This is a genomic window from Streptomyces sp. NPDC048604 (genome assembly GCF_043199435.1).
Lineage (GTDB): Bacteria > Actinomycetota > Actinomycetes > Streptomycetales > Streptomycetaceae > Streptomyces.
The window spans coordinates 400,942-417,363 of sequence record NZ_JBICVX010000006.1; the positions used below are offsets into that span (position 1 = coordinate 400,942).

The following is a 16,422-nucleotide window of genomic DNA, read 5'->3' on the forward strand; positions in this document are numbered from 1 at the left end:
TGCCAACGTGACCAAGGCCGAGCGCGCACTCGAGACACGGGAGCGGATCCTCAAGGCCGCGTGCGAGGTGATCGCGGACATCGGGTTCGAGAACGTCAGCATGCGCAAGGTCGCCGAGCACGCGGGGGTGTCGAAGGCGCTGCTCCACTACCACTTCGACACCCGCGAGAAGCTCTTCGCCGAGGCGATGACGCATTCGTTCGCCCAGACCGGCACGGACCTCGACGGCGGCGACGCCGACGTGCCGGCCGGCGTCCTGCTCGCGCGCATCGTGCGAACCATGCTGCCCACCGACGAGGAGCTGCGCCAGGACTGGAAACTGTGGCAGGAACTGTGGGTGCGCGCACAGCGCGACGACGCAGCCCGGCACCTCGCCGTCGACCTGTACGACCAGCTCCATGCCTGGGTCGGCGGCGCGGTGGAACGCGGCGTCGCGTCGGGCGAGTTCGCCCCCTGCGATGTCGCCGCGATCAGCACGCTGATCCTGGCGCTCTGTGACGGCCTGGGCATTCGCGTGATGCTCACCGACCCACATGTCGACCTACCCACGGCCCAGTCGACGATCTGGTCGGCCATCGCCCCTTCGCTGGGCATCTCTCCCGTCTTCCCCGAGGTCCGGGCGCTCCAAGAAGGCGCCTGACCCGGGAAAACCCCGGGTCAGGCGCCTTCTTCCGTTCCGCTAGAAGAAGCCCAGCTTCTTCGGCGAGTAGCTCACCAGCAGGTTCTTCGTCTGCTGGTAGTGGTCCAGCATCATCCTGTGGGTCTCGCGGCCGATGCCCGACTGCTTGTAGCCGCCGAAGGCGGCGTGGGCCGGGTAGGCGTGGTAGCAGTTCGTCCAGACACGGCCCGCCTGGATGGCGCGGCCGGCGCGGTAGGCGGTGTTGATGTCGCGGGTCCAGACGCCCGCGCCGAGGCCGTACAGCGTGTCGTTGGCCGTGCCGATCGCGTCGTCGAAGTCGGTGAAGGAGGTCACCGCGACGACCGGGCCGAAGATCTCCTCCTGGAAGATCCGCATCCGGTTGTCGCCCTCGAAGATCGTCGGCTGGACGTAGTAGCCGCCGGCCAGTTCGCCGTCGTACTCGATGCGCTGACCGCCCGTCAGGATCTTCGCGCCCTCCTGCTGGCCGATGTCCAGGTAGGAGAGGATCTTCTGGAGCTGGTCGTTGGACGCCTGGGCGCCGATCATCGTGTCGGTGTCCAGCGGGTGGCCCGGGAGGATCTTCTCCGTACGGGCGACCGCCGCCTCCAGGAACTCGCTGTAGTGGCCGCGCTGGATCAGCGCGCGCGACGGACAGGTGCAGACCTCGCCCTGGTTGAGGGCGAACATCGTGAAGCCCTCCAGCGCCTTGTCGCGGAAGTCGTCGTCCGCGGCCCACACGTCGTCGAAGAAGATGTTCGGCGACTTGCCGCCGAGTTCCAGGGTGACCGGTTTGATGTTCTCGGAGGCGTACTGCATGATCAGCCGCCCCGTCGTGGTCTCGCCCGTGAACGCGATCTTCGCGACGCGCGCCGAGGACGCCAGCGGCTTGCCCGCCTCCGCGCCGAAGCCGTTGACGATGTTGACCACGCCCGGCGGCAGCAGGTCCGCGATCAGACTCATCAGGTAGTGGACCGAGGCCGGGGTCTGCTCGGCCGGCTTCAGGACCACCGCGTTGCCGGCCGCCAGCGCCGGGGCCAGCTTCCAGACCGCCATCAGGATCGGGAAGTTCCACGGGATGATCTGCGCGACCACGCCCAGCGGCTCGTGGAAGTGGTACGCCACCGTGTCGTCGTCGACCTCGCTGAGCGTCCCCTCCTGGGCGCGCAGCGCGCCCGCGAAGTAGCGGAAGTGGTCGATGGCCAGCGGGATGTCGGCCGCCAGCGTCTCGCGCACCGGCTTGCCGTTCTCCCAGCTCTCCGCCACCGCCAGTTCCGCCAGGTTCGCCTCCATGCGGTCGGCGATGCGGAGCAGGATGTTCGCCCGCTCCGTCGGAGCCGTGCGGCCCCACCCCGGCGCGGCCGCGTGCGCCGCGTCCAGGGCGCGTTCGACGTCCTCGGCCGTGCCGCGGGCGATCTCGGTGAACGGCTTGCCGTCGACCGGGCTCGGGTTCTCGAAGTACCGGCCGCCGGCCGGGGCGACGTACTCGCCGCCGATCCAGTGGTCGTAGCGCGACCGGTACGACATGAGCGCGCCGTCGGTGCCGGGTGCGGCGAAACGGGTCATCTTCGGGGCCTCCCTCGGACCGCGCCGGCCGTCCCTGGCCGGCGCTCACCGCCGAGTGTGCGGACCCGGACGTTGCAACCCCGTTGCGCCCGCGGACAGTTCCGCGTCCAGGGCGCGCAGCCGCGCCAGTACCGGCGGCCGCTGCACCGCCGGGACCGCGTCCGCCAGCGCCCGCCACAGCTCCACGTCGTCCTCGCCCCACGCGCTGTACGCCCAGTCCGCGAGCAGCCCCGGATCCGCCCGGTCCACCAGCGCCGCCCGCAGCCGGTCCGTGAGCCGCTCCCGCAGCCGTACGACCCCGGGCGCGCGCGAACCCGGCAGCAGTGGGCCCGCGTACGCGCCGAGCGCCGCCGACACCGCGCCCGAGGCGAGCCGCCGGTCCACGGCCGCGAAGTCGGCGTCCACCGGCGAGGCCAGCCGGTACGGGCGTGAGCGCAGCACCTCCGGGCCGAGCAGACCGCGCAGCCGCGACAGCTCCGCGCGCAGCGTCACCGGGGTCACCGACTCGTCCTCGTACAGCTCCACCAGCAGTTCGTCGCCGCTCACACCGTCCGGGCGGTGGGCGAGGACCACCAGGATCTCGCTGTGCCGGCGGCTCAGCCGTACGCTGCGGCCGTCGATCCGCAGCACCGCCTCGTCCCGGCCGAGCGCCGTCAGCCGCGGCCGGCCGGCGGGCACGGCGGGCGCCCGAAGCGCCAGATGCGCCTCCGCCGCCCGCGCCACCGCCTGTACGAACGCCAGGCTGTGCGGATGCGCGAGTCCGTCGCCGCCGGTGATGTCGACCGCGCCGAGCATCCGGCCGGTGTGCGGATCGTGGACCGGTGCCGCCGCGCACGTCCACGCCTGCACCCGACGCCTGAAGTGCTCGGCGGCGCAGACCTGCACCGGTCGGTCCACGGCGATCGCCGTGCCGGGCGCGTTCGTGCCGGCCGCGGACTCCGACCAGCGTGCGCCCGCCACGAAGTTCATCCCGCGCGCTTTTCGGAGCGTCCCGGGATGGCCCTCCACCCACATCATCCGGCCCGCCGCGTCGCAGACCGCGAGCAGATGCTCGCCGTCCCGCGCGTACGCGCCCATCAGCTCCCGGACCACCGGCATCGCCGGTGCCAGCGGATGTTCCTCCCGGTACGCGACGAGGTCGTCGTCGGCCAGCTCCACGCAGGCCGCGCCGTCCGGGCTGACGCGGGCCCGTGCCGAGCGCCGCCACGACGCGGCGACCAGTTCGCGCACCGGCGGCCTGCGCAGCTCGCCGCCGGAGGTGAACACCTCGTGGGCCCGGCGTACGGCTGATGCGTCCCCGGCGCCGGGAGTCGCCGCTCTGGCGTTCCGGGCTTCAGAAGTCGTTGCTCCGGACTCTGGAGTCGTCGCTCCGGCCCCCGGAGTCGTCGCTGAGGCGTCCGTCGTCCCGCCTGCGTTCAAGTCGGCCTCCCGCCGAGGTCGTCCCGCGCGTGCTCGAAGCCCCCGTGCGCGCCATCGTGGTGCCGGAGCGGTCCGCCGACAAGCGTCCGTGCACGGCCTGTCCGGTCCGCGCCCCTGGCCGTCACGTAGAGTGGGGCTCGGGCCGTGACTGGCGCTTGGGTGGATCACCACCGGGGAGCGGCCCGGCGGACCTCCGTCCGACTGCCGCGCGCCTGGGCGACTCCCATCAGCCCACGCCCAGGAGCAGCCCATGTCCACCAGCACCGCGACCCTCATGGACGGCACCGCCCTCGCTCGGCGCACGGTCGAGGAGACCGCCGCCCGCGCCGCCGAAATCACCCGCCGCACCAGCGTGACGCCCTGTCTGGCCACCGTGCTCGTCGGCGCGGACCCGGCCTCCGTCACGTACGTGAAGATGAAGCAGAACCGCTGCGCCAAGGCCGGAATCCGCTCCCGCCACGTCGAGCTGCCCGCGGCGACCACGACCGAGGAGCTCGTCGCCGCGATCTCCGCGTTGTCCGCCGACCCCGAGGTGCACGGCATCCTTCTCCAGCACCCGGTCGGCCCGCACATCGACGAGCGCGCCGCCTTCGAGGCCATCGCCCCGGAGAAGGACGTCGACGGCGTCACCATGGCCTCCTTCGCAGCCATGGGCTTCGGCCTGCCCGGCTTCGTCTCCTGCACCCCGGGCGGCATCATGCGGCTCCTCGACGCGTACGAGGTCGGGCTCACCGGCAAGCGCGCGGTCGTCGTCGGCCGTAGCGCCATCCTCGGCAAGCCGGCCGGACTGCTGCTCCTCGGCCGCGACGCCACCGTCACCTACTGCCACTCCCGCACCACCGACCTCTCTTCGGTCGTCCGCGAGGCCGACGTCCTCGTCGCCGCCGTCGGCAAGCCGAACTTCATCAAGGGCGAGGACATCAAGCCGGGCGCCGTCGTCATCGACGCCGGCTACAACCCGGGCAACGTCGGTGACGTCGACTTCGGGTCGGCCGCCGAGCGCGCCTCCCTCATCACGCCGGTCCCGGGCGGCGTCGGCCCGATGACCATCGCGGTGCTGCTCGCCCAGACCGTCGAGGCGGCGGAGCGCCAGCTCGGTTTGAAGTAACGCGCCGCACATAGGCCCGGTTGAAGTAACGCGCCACACAGGGCTTCGGCGGTGCGGTCATGGCCGGATCGTGACGTGCGCGACACGCCGACGGGACAGGCACACACAGCGTCACACGCCTGTCCCCGAGGGTGTTTCGGGTGCATTCGCACCCTCGAATGTCACGATTCCGTACGGCCCTGCCCGTAACCGCCGACCCGGTCTCGCGGGACGGCGGGCCACCGGTCACCCTGGTGCACATGGCTGAGCGACCCATTGCCCCCGGCACCCCCGGTCCGCACCGCCGCCTCATGCCCGGGCCGCTGGTGCTGATCGTGCTGGCCGCCGTCCTTGCCGCCGCCGTCGTGACGGCCCGGGACACGCTCCGCACCGAGGACGTGCGCGACGACGCCCGGCGCAACGCCCCGGCGACGCCCGACGGGCCGACCGGCGGGGGCGACGGCGACGGCCGCCCCGGCACTCCCACCTCCGGACCCTCCGCGGCCGGCGGCGACCCGGCACGCCTGCCGTCCCGCCGCGCCACGCCCGACCCCGGCGAGCTGCGGGAACGCCGCAAGAAGTCCACGAAGCCCACCCCCTCGGCGACCCCGGCGATCGTCCGCGGCCACACCACCCCGGCCCCGACTCCGACCCGCCGGCCCGACCGCTCCAGCGGCGGCGAGCCGGTCGAGTACGAACGCCTGCGCGTCGGCGACTGCTTCGACATGGACCGCGACAACCCCGGCACCCCGACGCGCCGCCGCTGCGACCGCCCGCACGACGCCGAGGTGGTGGCCCGGCTCCGGCTCGCCGGGGCGCTCCGCACGGATGACGAGGTCCGGCGCCGGGCGGCGGAGCTGTGCCGCGCGCCGCTGCGCGCCAAGGCGGCCGCGCAGCCCTCGGGCACGTACTGGACGACGTACGTCCAGTACCCGTACCGCTCCGGTTACCTGCTCGGCTACGACACGATCGTGTGCAGCCTCGCCGTGCTCTCCGACTCGGGACGCAAGCTCGAAGCCCCGTTGCAGTGACCCCTCACTCCGCGGGCTGAGCCACCCCCGCCAGCGCCGATGCGGGGTCGGCCGTCGGCGGGCCCGCCGGGACCCACTGGGAGCCGGCGCGGCGGAACGGCCACCAGCGGCCGTCCTCGGCCAGCCGGAGCTGTACGTCCGCGCCGACGACCGTCCAGCGGGCGTGGGACGACGCACGGAGCGTGGGCCGGTCCGCTGCCTCCCACGCCTCGGCGAGCACCGCCTTCGCCCGCGCCAGCACCTCCGGGGACGGCGGCCGGTACCCGTCCAGGACGGCGAGTGCCGCCGCCCCGCCGAGCCGCCACGCCTCGGCCGCCGCCGTCAGCCCCGCACGACCGCGTCCGGCGCCGGACGCGAGCCGGGCCGCGATCCACGGAGTCGGACCGGCCGCGGCCAGTCGCACCGCGTCCTGATCGACCGTCAAGGACGGCTCCCACGGGGCCGCTACGTGCTCCGGGGCCAGCGCCTCGGCCAGCAGCCGCCGCGCCCGGGCCGCCGCGTCCTCGGCCAGGAACTCCAGCGCGGCCGGGTCGAGACCCGGCGCCGGGTCCGTCTCCGTGTCCAGCGACTGCGCACCCCCAGGCGCCTCCGGCAGTGGCGGGGGAGCAGGCAGCGGCGGCAGGATGTCCCCCGCCGTGTATGCCTCCGCCGCCGGTACGCCGGCCCGCCGCGCCCCCTCCCGTGCCGGCTCGGCGCGCGCGACGCTCCGCTCCTGCAGGTCGTCCAGGAGCCGCCGCTCGCCCCGGCCGCGCATCAGGAGCAGCACGAACGGGTCCTGGTCGAGCAGCCGGGCCACCTGGTGGCACAGGGCCGCCGTGTGCGGACAGTGGTCCCACGCACCGCAGGTGCACTCCGGCTCCAGGTCGCCTATGCCCGGCAGCAGTTCGAGTCCGAGCCCGGCCGCGTCCTCGACCAGATGCGGCGGCATGTCGCGGTCGAGCAGCGCCGCGATGTGCCCGGCGCTGTCCGCCGCCATGTCGAGGAAGCGGTCCCACTCGTCGTCGTCCAGCTCCCGCAGCAGCACATCGCTGCGGTGGGCCATGCCGTCCCGGTCCCGGACGACCGCCGTGATGCGGCCCGGCCGGACCGACACCGCGCCCACCGCGCCCTCGCGCGCGGCCCGCCGGCCCCGCTTCACCTGCTCGCCGTCGAGCGCCGTGTCCTCCAGCGCCTGGAGCCAGGCACGGCCCCACCAGGTCTGCGCGAAGCCCCGGCCATGGGCGGGCGGCAGCGCGGCGAAGGTCCGTTCCTCGGAGTCGGCCGCGTCGGGGCCTTCGTCGTGCGTGTCGTCCTGGTCGAGCTCGTCGTCCGTCTCGTAGGCGTCCAGCGTGTCGTCCCCGTCCTCGTCGTCGCGGCCGTACTTGCCCTTGTGGCCGTACTCGTCCTCGTAGTCGTCCTGGTACTCGCGCTCGCGCCCGCTCATCGGCCGCCTCCTCGCAGCTCCACCAGCTCGGCCAGCTCCGCGTCGGTCAGCTCGGTGAGCGCCGCCTCGCCGGAGCCCAGTACGGCGTCCGCCAACTCCCGCTTGCGCAGCAGCATCTCGGCGATACGGTCCTCGACCGTGCCCTCCGCGATGAGCCGGTGCACCTGCACCGGCTGGGTCTGGCCGATGCGGTACGCCCGGTCGGTCGCCTGCGCCTCCACGGCCGGGTTCCACCACCGGTCGTAGTGCACGACGTGGCCGGCGCGGGTGAGGTTCAGACCCGTGCCCGCCGCCTTCAGCGACAGCAGGAAGACCGGCACCTCGCCGTCCTGGAAGCGCTGCACCATCGCCTCGCGTTCGGGGACCGGCGTGCCGCCGTGCAGGAACTGCGACGGCACGCCGCGGTCCGCGAGATGCCGCTCCAGCAGCCGCGCCATCTGCACGTACTGCGTGAAGACCAGCACGCTCGCGCCCTCGGCGACGATCGTGTCGAGGAGCTCGTCGAGCAGCTCCAGCTTCCCCGAACGGCCGTCGATCCGCGGCCGTTCCTCCTTCAGGTACTGGGCCGGGTGGTTGCAGATCTGCTTGAGCGCGGTCAGCAGCTTGACCACGAGGCCGCGCCGTTCCATCCCGTCCGCCTCGGAGATCGCGGCGAGCGTCTCGCGGACCACCGCCTCGTACAGACCGGCCTGTTCGGCGGTGAGCGACACGGCGCGGTCGGTCTCGGTCTTCGGCGGCAGCTCGGGCGCGATGCCCGGGTCCGACTTGCGGCGGCGCAGCAGGAAGGGCCGCACGAGCGCGGACAGCCGTGCGGCCGCGGCCGGGTCCTGGCCGCCCTCGACGGCCTGCGCGTATCGGCTGCGGAAGGTCCCGAGCCGGCCGAGCAGTCCCGGGGTCGTCCAGTCGAGGATCGCCCACAGCTCGGACAGGTTGTTCTCGACGGGCGTGCCGGACAGCGCCACGCGGGCCTTCGCCCCGATGGTCCGCAGCTCCTTGGCGGTCGCCGAGTACGGGTTCTTGACGTGCTGCGCCTCGTCGGCGACGACCATGCCCCAGTGCACGGCGCCCAGCCGGGGCGCGTCCAGGCGCATGGTGCCGTACGTGGTCAGGACGAACTCGCCGTCCGCCAGGCCCTCCAGGGAGCGGGCGGAGCCGTGGAAGCGGCGGACCGGGGTGCCCGGCGCGAACTTCTCGACCTCCCGCTGCCAGTTGCCCATCAGCGACGTCGGACAGACGACGAGTGTCGGCCCGGCGGAGGTTTGATCGGTCTGCCGGTGCAGATGGAGCGCGATGAGCGTGATGGTCTTGCCGAGACCCATGTCGTCGGCGAGGCAGCCGCCGAGGCCGAGCGAGGTCATCCGGTGCAGCCAGTTGAGGCCGCGCAGCTGGTAGTCGCGCAGCGTGGCGGCGAGCGCCGCGGGCTGGGCGAGCTCCTGCACGCCGCCCTCCGGATCGGCGATCCGGTCGCGGAGTGCGGCGAGCCCGCCGGACGCGGCGACGTCGACCCGGCGGCCGTCCACCTCGACGCTGCCGGTGAGGACGGCCCCGAGCGCGTCGACCGGGGTGACCTTGCGGTCACGGGACTCCCGGGCGCGGCGGACCTCCTCGGGGTCGATCAGGACCCACTGGTCGCGCAGCCGCACGAGCGGCCGGCCGGTCTCGGCGATCCGGTCGAGCTCGGTGCGGCTGAGCTCGAGCCCGCCCACGGCGAACCGCCAGTCGAAGGAGAGCAGGGCGTCGGCGGAGAGGAACGAGGGGAGCCCGTCGCCCCACGTGCCGTCCTCCGCGCCCGTCTGCCCCTCTGGAGGGCCGATGACGGCGCGGGCGGTGAGGCGGTGGGCGAGGTCCCGCGGCCAGTGCACCTGGACGCCGGTGGCGGCGAGGTGGCGCGCGGCGGGGCCGAGCAGCTCGGCGATCTCCTCGTCGGCCAGGTCGACGGCGTCCGGAACGGCCGCCGACAGCAGCGGAGTCAGCGGCGCCCAGGCGCGGGCGGCGCGCCGCAGGGCCAGCAGGGCGTCCATGCGGGCGCGGGGGCCGAAGGCCGCGGCGCCGGGTCCGGCCGCGCCGGACCAGACGTCGGCGGCGTCGGCCAGCAGCGTCGGGTCGGCGGCGCTGTGCATCTGGAGCACGGCGCGGAAACGGGGCGCAGCGCCATCCGTCTCGGCGTCGCCCTCTGTAAGGCCGGGGACCTCGATGCGCAGCGAGAGCCGTACGCCGGCGTCGTGACCGGCGGCCACGTCCGTCGCCCAGGCGCGCTGTTCGGGCACGGTCTGCGGCGCGGTCGCGGCGAACGCCGGGCCGCCCGCGGCGAGTTCGGCCGCGGGGGTACGGGGCAGGACATCGGCGACCGCGTCGAGGAAGGCACGCAGCAGCTGCTCCGGCTCGGGGAGCAGCGGCCCGTCGTCATCGCTGTCGCTGTCGCTGTCGGCGTTCAGCGGTACGGCGTGCGCCGTCGGCGGCATCGAGGCGGCGAGCGTGCGTACAAGGTCGAGCTCTTCCGGGCCGAGCGGGCCGATGCGCCAGGCGTCCCGGTCGGTCTCGGTCAGGCCGGGCAGCAGCAGACCGCGGGCCGCCAGGTGCAGCGCGAGCAGTGCGGCCGAGCCCCAGAAGGCGGTGGCGGGCGAGGCGCCGGGGACGAGCCTCGCGCGGGTCAGGACCGGCAGGGCGTCCCGTACCGGAAGGAACAGTGCGGGGACGGTGTTGCGGCGGAGGTCGTTGCGTACGAGGACGAGCTCCTCGACGACTGCCTCCGGGGTGCCGACGCCGTCATCCGCAGGGTCATCCGCGGGGTCGTTCCCGGAGTCGTCGGAGGGCCAGAAGGCGATCCGTCCCGTGCGGGCGGGGTCGCCCGGCAGGAAGACGGCGGAGCAGCGGGCGAGCCGGGTGAGGCGGGCGAGGTCGGGGCGGTCGGAGAGATCGGCGAGCGGTGCGGGGCGCTGCACGGTGAAGACGCACTCCTCAAATTTGACTAATGCGCGAGCGGCCGAGAGTACTCGACGCGTCCGCCGCGCGCACGCATTCGCATCGTGATGTGCATCACCTTATGCGTCGCCGGATGGAGGAGGGGTGGGGACAGCCCCACCCCCGGCACCGGGCAGGCCCCCGACGGCCCCGGGGGATGCCGCCCCGGAGATCCGGGGGAAGCCGTCATGGCCGCAGACGATCACCGTCCGTAGGTTTCAAGGACCGGCAGCGACCAAGACCCAGCCACCCTTCCCACGGACACCGGAGACCGCCATGCCCCAGGCCACCGCAACGCTCACGGCGCCCGCCCGGCCGCCCGCGCCTCGCCGCGAGTCCGGCGGCGGCAGCGAGTTCGCGCCGCTGCTGCGCACCATCAAGCAGCAGGGCCTGCTGGAGGGGCGGCCCGGCTGGTACGCCCGCGGCATCGCCGTCAACCTGCTCGGCCTCGCCGCCGTCGTCGCCGGCCTGTTCCTCATCGGCCCGTCCTGGTGGGCGTTGCCGCTCGCGGTGCCGTTCGCCCTGCTGTCCACCCGCGCCGCCTTCGTCGCCCACGACGCCGGTCACGCCCAGATCAGCACCGACCGCCGCCGCAACCGGCTCATCCAGCGGCTGCACGCCAACGTGCTGCTCGGCATGAGCCGGGAGTGGTGGAACGACAAGCACAACCGGCACCACGCCAACCCCAACCACGTCGACAAGGATCCCGACGTCGCCCCCGACATCCTGGTCTTCGCCCAGGACCAGGCCGAGGGCCGCACGGGCTGGCGCGGCTGGCTCACCCGTCACCAGGCCTGGCTGTTCTTCCCGCTGACCACCCTGGAGGGCATCGCGCTGAAGGTGTACGGCTTCCAGGCGCTGTTCGCCGCGGACGGGCCGTACCGGAACCGGCGGGACCGGCTCGTCGAGGGCGGTCTGCTGTTCGCCCACGTCATCGGCTACGTCGCCCTGCTGCTGGCCGCGCTCACCCCGGTCCAGGCGCTGGTGTTCGCCCTGGTCCACCAGATGCTGCTCGGCCTGCACCTCGGTCTCGCCTTCGCGCCCAACCACAAGGGCATGGAGATGCCCGACGCGGACGGCGGCGAGTCCTGGGGCCACCTGCGCCGCCAGGTCCTCACCTCGCGCAACATCCGGGGCGGCGTCGTCACCGACTGGTTCCTCGGCGGACTGAACTACCAGATCGAGCACCACCTCTTCCCGAGCATGCCGCGCCCGCACCTGCGGCTCGCCCGGCCCGCCGTGCGCGCACACTGCCGCGATCTGGGTATCACCTACACGGAGACCGGTTTCGTCGACTCGTACCGGCAGGCCCTCGGGCATCTGCACGACGTCGGCGAACCGCTGCGGAGCGAGTGACGACGCGGAGCGTGTGAGGACGCGGTGCGCCCGAGGACCGGGCGCAGGCGGACGGCGGGGGAACCGCGCCGTTCGCCCGCGCGTTTCCCCTGCAAGAGCGGCCCCCGGGCCGCGAAGGAGGCGTCGGAGATGTCGACAAGGACCAAAATCGTCATCGGGGGAGTGGCCGTCGGCCTTCTCCTGTGGCCCCTCATCGGATTCTGGATGTCACTGCTCATCGTCGTCGGCGTCCCCGCCGTGGCGTACTTCGCCCTCGACCCGGAGCAGCGGCGGCGGCTGCGCCGGACATCGCGCAAGGAGATAGACCGCTGAGCCTCAGCCCGCCGGCGTCAGCTCGCAGGAATTGACCACGTCGCCCGTCGCCGGCCGCGCCACCCGATGGTCGGCCGGCGGGCGGGCGCCGTGCTCCACCCAGGCCGTCAGGGTCGTGAAGGCGGACCGGTAGCAGGGCAGGATCGGGCGCAGCCTGTCCGGGAAGGCGTCGTACAGCCCGTCGGCGTGCGTGCCGTCCGCGACGGTGTAGTAGCGGTGCAGCGCGCCCCGGCCGCGTGCGTCGATCATCCGCGCGTACACGTCGGAGTCGGTGGAGATCGGCAGCAGTGTGTCGAGGTCGCCGTGCAGGGTGATCAGCGGGCGGCCGATCCTGCCGGTCAGCGCGATCCGGGCGACGGCCCGGTGCACCGATGCGGGGCGCGCGGCGTAGTCGTACACGGCGTCGGACGGGCAGGGCGCGAAGATCTGCTCCGTGGTGGAACCGGCCGTGGCGCCCGGGCAGGCCGGGTCGTACGCCGGGTCGAACTCGGCTCGGAACACCTTCTGTGTGAGTCCCCAGTACACCTTCTCGTGGTACGGCCACAGGAACTGCGAACCGGGCGCGAAGCCGGCCCGCAGGAGCGCCTCGTCGTCCGCCCGGCCGAGCGTGCGGGCGACCGTCACCGGCAGCCCCGTCAGCAGGTTGGGACCCTCGGCGGTCCAGAGCACGCCCTCCCAGTCGACGCCGCCGTCGTAGAGGTCCGGCCGGTTCTCCAGCTGCCAGCGGGTGAGGTAGCCGCCGTTGGAGATGCCCGTCATGTACGTGCGCCGGGGCCCCTGCCCGTAGCGGAGTCGTACGGCCTGCTTGGCCGCCAGGGTCAGCTCGGTGACGCTGCGGTTCCACTCGGCGACCGCGTCGCCGGGGCGGCGGCCGTCGGTGAAGAAGTCGGGGCCGGTGTTGCCCTTGTCGGTGGCGGCGTACGCGAAGCCCTGGGCCAGCACCTGGTCCGAGATGAGCGTGTCGGTGGCGTACTGCCGCCGGGTGCCGGGCGCCCCGGTGACGACGAGGCCGCCGTTCCAGTTGTCGGGGAGCCGGATCACGAACTGGGCGTCGTGGGACCAGCCGTGGGTGGCGTTGAGGGTGGAGTCGTCGGGGAAGTACCCGTCGATCTGGAGCCCGGGGACGCCGGAGGGGTTCTTCGTCCCCTTGGCCGAGAGGCCTGCTTGGTCGGCCATGTCGGTGTGCGGGGTGCCGGCCAGTCCTGCGGTCGTGAGGTCCGGGAGGCAGGCGAGACGGTGGTGCTCGGCACCGGGTACGCGGACCCGGTCCTGCCGGGTGCATCGGCCGGGTGCCTCAGGCCCGGTCTCCGCGGCCCCGACGGGGCTCGCGGGGCCGACGACGGTCAGCGCCGCCAGGAATACGGTGAGCAGGGGTACGCCTCGGAACAGGCGCATGGGCGGCCTCCGGTAGGGGATGCGGACAGGTGCGCCGCCACATCCTGCGGCCGCCCCGACCGCCCGGCCATGGGGCCGCACCACACCGCGGACCGGCCGCCCATGTGGGGCACCGGTCGGGGCCTCAGGCGGGCCGGACCGCGATGCCGTCCAGCGCCTCCAGGAGCGTGGGCAGCTTCGGCCCGCGGGCCACGGGCAGCACCTCGCGCGGCTCGTCGTCCAGCAGCACGAACGCCATGTCGTCGGTCCGGGCGACCAGCGACCAGCCCGGCCCGTCCGCCCGCAGCATCCGCGCGCCGTCGGGCGCGAAGCTGGACCGGACCCGCCCGACCGGCGGCGCGGCCTCCAGATAGCCGCGCAACTCGGCAAGGGCCCGCCGGACGCCGGCGTAGGGGTCGTGCTCGGCGGGAGCGGACGACGTGGCGGTGGCGGAAGCCTCGTCGCCCTGCGTCTCCTCTGCGGAGCCGGTCGCCTCGTCCGTGGAGCCGGTCGCCTCCTCCGTCCCCGTCCCTGTCCCCTGGCCGTCGTCGAACTGCGCTCGCCAGGCGGCCCACTGCAGCGCCACCTCGTCCGCGCCGAGACGTCGCTGCGCCGGGCCCCACGCGTCGCCGTCCGGCGGGACGAGCAGCGCGGGCTCGCCCTCCTCGGGGGCCGGGTCGTGCGGCGCGGGCAGGCCGGGCGCGGCGGTGGCCACGGCCAGCGGCCACCCCGGCATCGCGGCGACGACGCTGCGTTCGTCGGGCGAGAGGTCGTACTCCATCCCGCAGTCCCAGGAGGCGATCGCCACCGCGACGAGCGAGACGTCGTCGACGACCACCGTCCAGCGCGCTCCGTCGCCGTCCTGGCCGAGCACGAGCCCGTACCCGTCCGCGTACGCCTCCAGGCCGAGCGTCGCGCAGGCTGCCGGATAGTCGTCGCCGAGCACGCTCGGGAACTGCGCGGGCGTGAGGAGCACGGCCGTGAGCACGTAGAGCGGGTCGTCGTCGACGGCGGTGTCGACGACGACCTCGCCGGCGTCGTCGGTGGCGGTCTCGGTGGCGGTCTCGTCCGTCCCGGCCACAGCGGCCTCCCCATCAGCTTCAGGTGTGCCCATCGGTCGTCGGCGCACCATAACCAGTGGGTAACCCGCACGTCGAGAGCCTTCCGCTTACCGATTCCGCCGCGGACCTCACGCGGGCGGCAGCCCGAGCAGGTCCCGCGCGACGGTCTCCGGGGACTGATCGCGCTCCCGGGCGAGCGCGATCACGGCCCGGCAGGCCAGCTCGTTGATGCCGAACGTCAGGGCCTCCGGCTGCACCGACGTCACGGCGTCCTCGATACGGTCCTCGTCGTCCTCCACACAGCCGACCACGTAGTCCGCCGCGGCCTCGAACAGGTTCCGCTGCCGCCGAGCCTCCCGCGGTGCGACCCGTGGCTTGCCGTCGGGGTTCGCCCTGCGCTCCCGCAGCCTGCGCAGTCTCTCCAGTACACCTCCGGGCACGGTCCACCGCCTTCCCCCGGGCGGGGCCACCCGGCATCACCACGGTAGACAGCGGACGGCCGCGGCAGAAGACCGCCGACGAGGACCCGCCACGGCCGGCGCCGACCCCGAATCCGTTCCTCAGTCCTTGCGGACGGCCAGCACCAGGTAGCGGTCGTCCTCGTCCACGTAGGTCTCCATCCGCCAGCCCGAACCGGCCAGCAGGGGGCGGAGGTTGGGCTCGGCCCGCAGGTCGTCCGGGGTGAGCTGCCGGCCGTGCCGGGCGGCGAGCGCGGCGCGGCCGACCGGGTGGAAGAGGGCGAGCCGCCCGCCGGGCCGGACCGTCCGCGCCAACTCCCGCAGATCGGCCGCCGGATCGGGCAGATGGGATATGAGCCCCGCCCCGAACACCGCGTCCAGGGCGCCCGAGCGCACGGGCAGCCGGGTCACGTCGGTGCGTACCAGCAGGACGCCCTCGTCACGGCCGGCGTCGACGGCTGCCGTCAGCATCTGCGCCGTCAGGTCCGCGCCGATCACCGTGCCCTGCGGGCCGACCGCCTCGCGCAGCGGAGGGAGGGCGCGGCCGGTGCCGCAGCCGGCGTCGAGGACGGAGTCGCCGGGGCGCAGGCCCAGTTCCGCCACCGCGGCGGCGTAGGCCGGGCCGTCGTCGGGGAAGCGGGTGTCCCAGCCGGCGGCGCGTACGCCGAAGAACTCCTGGACGTCTTTCGGGTCGTCGCTCATATGTCCATGATCCCGCACCCGGGGGCCGCCGTCCCGTCCCTCGATCCGGTGGTTTCGTCCGTCCTTACGGTGAAAGTTCGGTGCACTCGTTCGAGTCCGGTGCGATCGTTCCAGACCATCTCTCTGTCATATTCCATCAGCTTTCGAAATGCGCCCCCAGCGTGCGCCCCTGCCCCCCTAGCGTCCCCGAGTCATGGGACACCTGGACCACGCCACCTTCGGCTGGCTGACCCCCGTGCTGTCGTACGCGATGGCCTGCATCGGCGCCGCCCTCGGCCTGCGCTGCACCGTACGAGCCCTGGAGGCGAGCGGCCGATCACGCCGCAACTGGCTGCTCACCGCCGCCTCCGCCATAGGCACCGGCATCTGGACGATGCACTTCGTGGCGATGCTCGGATTCGGCGTCACCGGCACCGACATCCGCTACGACGTACCGCTCACCATCCTCAGCCTGATCGTCGCCATGGTCGTCGTCGGAGCCGGCGTCTTCGCCGTCGGCTACGGCCGCGAACGCCTCCGCTCCCTGCTGATCGGCGGACTCACCACCGGCGTCGGCGTCGCGAGCATGCATTACATGGGCATGGCCGCGCTGCGCCTCCACGGCAGCGTCCACTACGACCCTGTGCTCGTCGCGCTTTCCGTCGCCATCGCCGTCGTCGCCGCGACCGCGGCCCTGTGGGCGGCCCTCAACATCCACGCGCCGATCGCCGTCGCCGTCGCCTCGCTCGTCATGGGCGCCGCTGTCAGCAGCATGCACTACACCGGCATGTTCGCAGTCGAGGTCGAGGTCGTGCCGTCCTCCGGCGCCCTGGCCGGGACCGCGGCGATGCAGTTCATCTTCCCCCTCGCCGTCGGCCTCGGCTCCTACCTGTTCATCACCTCCGCCTTCGTCGCCCTCTCGCCCACCGCCAGGGAACGCGCCGCGTACGCCACAGCCGAGCGCCTGGCCGAACCGGACGAGCGGGCCGTGGACGTCGCGCCGCCCGGCTTCCGGGAGACGGTCGGCAACGGCCCCGCCTGAGGCAACGGCCCTGC

Annotated in this window: 14 protein-coding genes and 1 riboswitch; of the genes, 6 read left to right on the forward strand and 8 right to left on the reverse strand. The window is 73.7% G+C overall.

The window, feature by feature from the left end; genetic code table 11:
* Nucleotides 1-7: 7 nt before the first annotated feature.
* On the forward strand, nt 8-640 hold the full coding sequence (locus ACGFMM_RS15830; RefSeq protein WP_393646876.1) for a TetR/AcrR family transcriptional regulator: 633 nt from the start codon (nt 8-10) through the stop codon (nt 638-640).
* A gap of 39 nt (nt 641-679) precedes the next feature.
* Here ACGFMM_RS15830 and ACGFMM_RS15835 read toward each other — a convergent pair whose 3' ends face one another.
* Both ACGFMM_RS15835 and ACGFMM_RS15840 read right to left on the reverse strand, forming a co-directional pair.
* Nucleotides 680-2,203 (reverse strand): aldehyde dehydrogenase family protein, encoded by a 1,524-nt coding sequence (locus ACGFMM_RS15835; RefSeq protein WP_393646877.1) that lies wholly within the window; start codon nt 2,201-2,203, stop codon nt 680-682.
* A 45-nt stretch (nt 2,204-2,248) separates the two neighbouring features.
* Nucleotides 2,249-3,469: a GAF domain-containing protein gene (locus ACGFMM_RS15840; protein WP_393646878.1), complete on the reverse strand. Its 1,221-nt coding sequence runs from the start codon at nt 3,467-3,469 to the stop codon at nt 2,249-2,251.
* Between the two features lie 287 nt (nt 3,470-3,756).
* Nucleotides 3,757-3,847, forward strand: a riboswitch (ZMP/ZTP riboswitch).
* 25 nt (nt 3,848-3,872) lie between these two features.
* Between ACGFMM_RS15840 and ACGFMM_RS15845 the strand changes: the two genes are divergently transcribed.
* Both ACGFMM_RS15845 and ACGFMM_RS15850 read left to right on the forward strand, forming a co-directional pair.
* Nucleotides 3,873-4,730, forward strand: coding sequence for a bifunctional 5,10-methylenetetrahydrofolate dehydrogenase/5,10-methenyltetrahydrofolate cyclohydrolase (locus ACGFMM_RS15845; protein WP_393646879.1), 858 nt, complete (start codon nt 3,873-3,875; stop codon nt 4,728-4,730).
* 239 nt (nt 4,731-4,969) lie between these two features.
* Nucleotides 4,970-5,740: a hypothetical protein gene (locus ACGFMM_RS15850; RefSeq protein WP_393646880.1), complete on the forward strand. Its 771-nt coding sequence runs from the start codon at nt 4,970-4,972 to the stop codon at nt 5,738-5,740.
* Nucleotides 5,741-5,744: 4 nt separating this feature from the next.
* On the opposite strand, the gene ACGFMM_RS15855 is transcribed toward ACGFMM_RS15850, so the two are convergent.
* Complete coding sequence (locus tag ACGFMM_RS15855) at nt 5,745-7,163, reverse strand: SWF or SNF family helicase (RefSeq protein ID WP_393646881.1); 1,419 nt, start codon at nt 7,161-7,163, stop codon at nt 5,745-5,747.
* Complete coding sequence (locus ACGFMM_RS15860; protein WP_393646882.1) at nt 7,160-10,105, reverse strand: DEAD/DEAH box helicase; 2,946 nt, start codon at nt 10,103-10,105, stop codon at nt 7,160-7,162. The genes ACGFMM_RS15855 and ACGFMM_RS15860 overlap by 4 nt, the downstream gene beginning before the upstream one ends.
* 295 nt (nt 10,106-10,400) lie before the next feature.
* Between ACGFMM_RS15860 and ACGFMM_RS15865 the strand changes: the two genes are divergently transcribed.
* The gene (locus tag ACGFMM_RS15865) at nt 10,401-11,480 is read left to right on the forward strand and encodes a fatty acid desaturase family protein (RefSeq protein WP_393646883.1); all 1,080 of its coding nucleotides are present in this window, start codon (nt 10,401-10,403) and stop codon (nt 11,478-11,480) included.
* A 129-nt stretch (nt 11,481-11,609) separates the two neighbouring features.
* A complete protein-coding gene (locus ACGFMM_RS15870) occupies nt 11,610-11,792 on the forward strand; it encodes a hypothetical protein (RefSeq protein ID WP_393646884.1) in 183 nt (60 codons plus the stop codon).
* A gap of 3 nt (nt 11,793-11,795) precedes the next feature.
* Here ACGFMM_RS15870 and ACGFMM_RS15875 read toward each other — a convergent pair whose 3' ends face one another.
* The 4 genes from ACGFMM_RS15875 to ACGFMM_RS15890 all read right to left on the reverse strand — a co-directional run bounded on the left by ACGFMM_RS15875 (nt 11,796) and on the right by ACGFMM_RS15890 (nt 15,387).
* On the reverse strand, nt 11,796-13,187 hold the full coding sequence (locus tag ACGFMM_RS15875; protein WP_393646885.1) for a tannase/feruloyl esterase family alpha/beta hydrolase: 1,392 nt from the start codon (nt 13,185-13,187) through the stop codon (nt 11,796-11,798).
* A 124-nt stretch (nt 13,188-13,311) separates the two neighbouring features.
* Nucleotides 13,312-14,247, reverse strand: a complete 936-nt coding sequence (locus tag ACGFMM_RS15880; RefSeq protein ID WP_393646886.1) for a hypothetical protein — start codon at nt 14,245-14,247, stop codon at nt 13,312-13,314.
* Between the two features lie 108 nt (nt 14,248-14,355).
* The gene (locus ACGFMM_RS15885) at nt 14,356-14,634 is read right to left on the reverse strand and encodes a hypothetical protein (protein ID WP_393646955.1); all 279 of its coding nucleotides are present in this window, start codon (nt 14,632-14,634) and stop codon (nt 14,356-14,358) included.
* A gap of 153 nt (nt 14,635-14,787) precedes the next feature.
* Nucleotides 14,788-15,387, reverse strand: coding sequence for a class I SAM-dependent methyltransferase (locus tag ACGFMM_RS15890; RefSeq protein ID WP_393646887.1), 600 nt, complete (start codon nt 15,385-15,387; stop codon nt 14,788-14,790).
* Nucleotides 15,388-15,580: 193 nt separating this feature from the next.
* Here ACGFMM_RS15890 and ACGFMM_RS15895 point away from each other — a divergent pair, with 193 nt between their 5' ends.
* Entirely contained in the window at nt 15,581-16,408 is an 828-nt protein-coding gene (locus tag ACGFMM_RS15895; protein WP_393646888.1) for an MHYT domain-containing protein, read from the forward strand.
* Nucleotides 16,409-16,422: the final 14 nt, after the last annotated feature.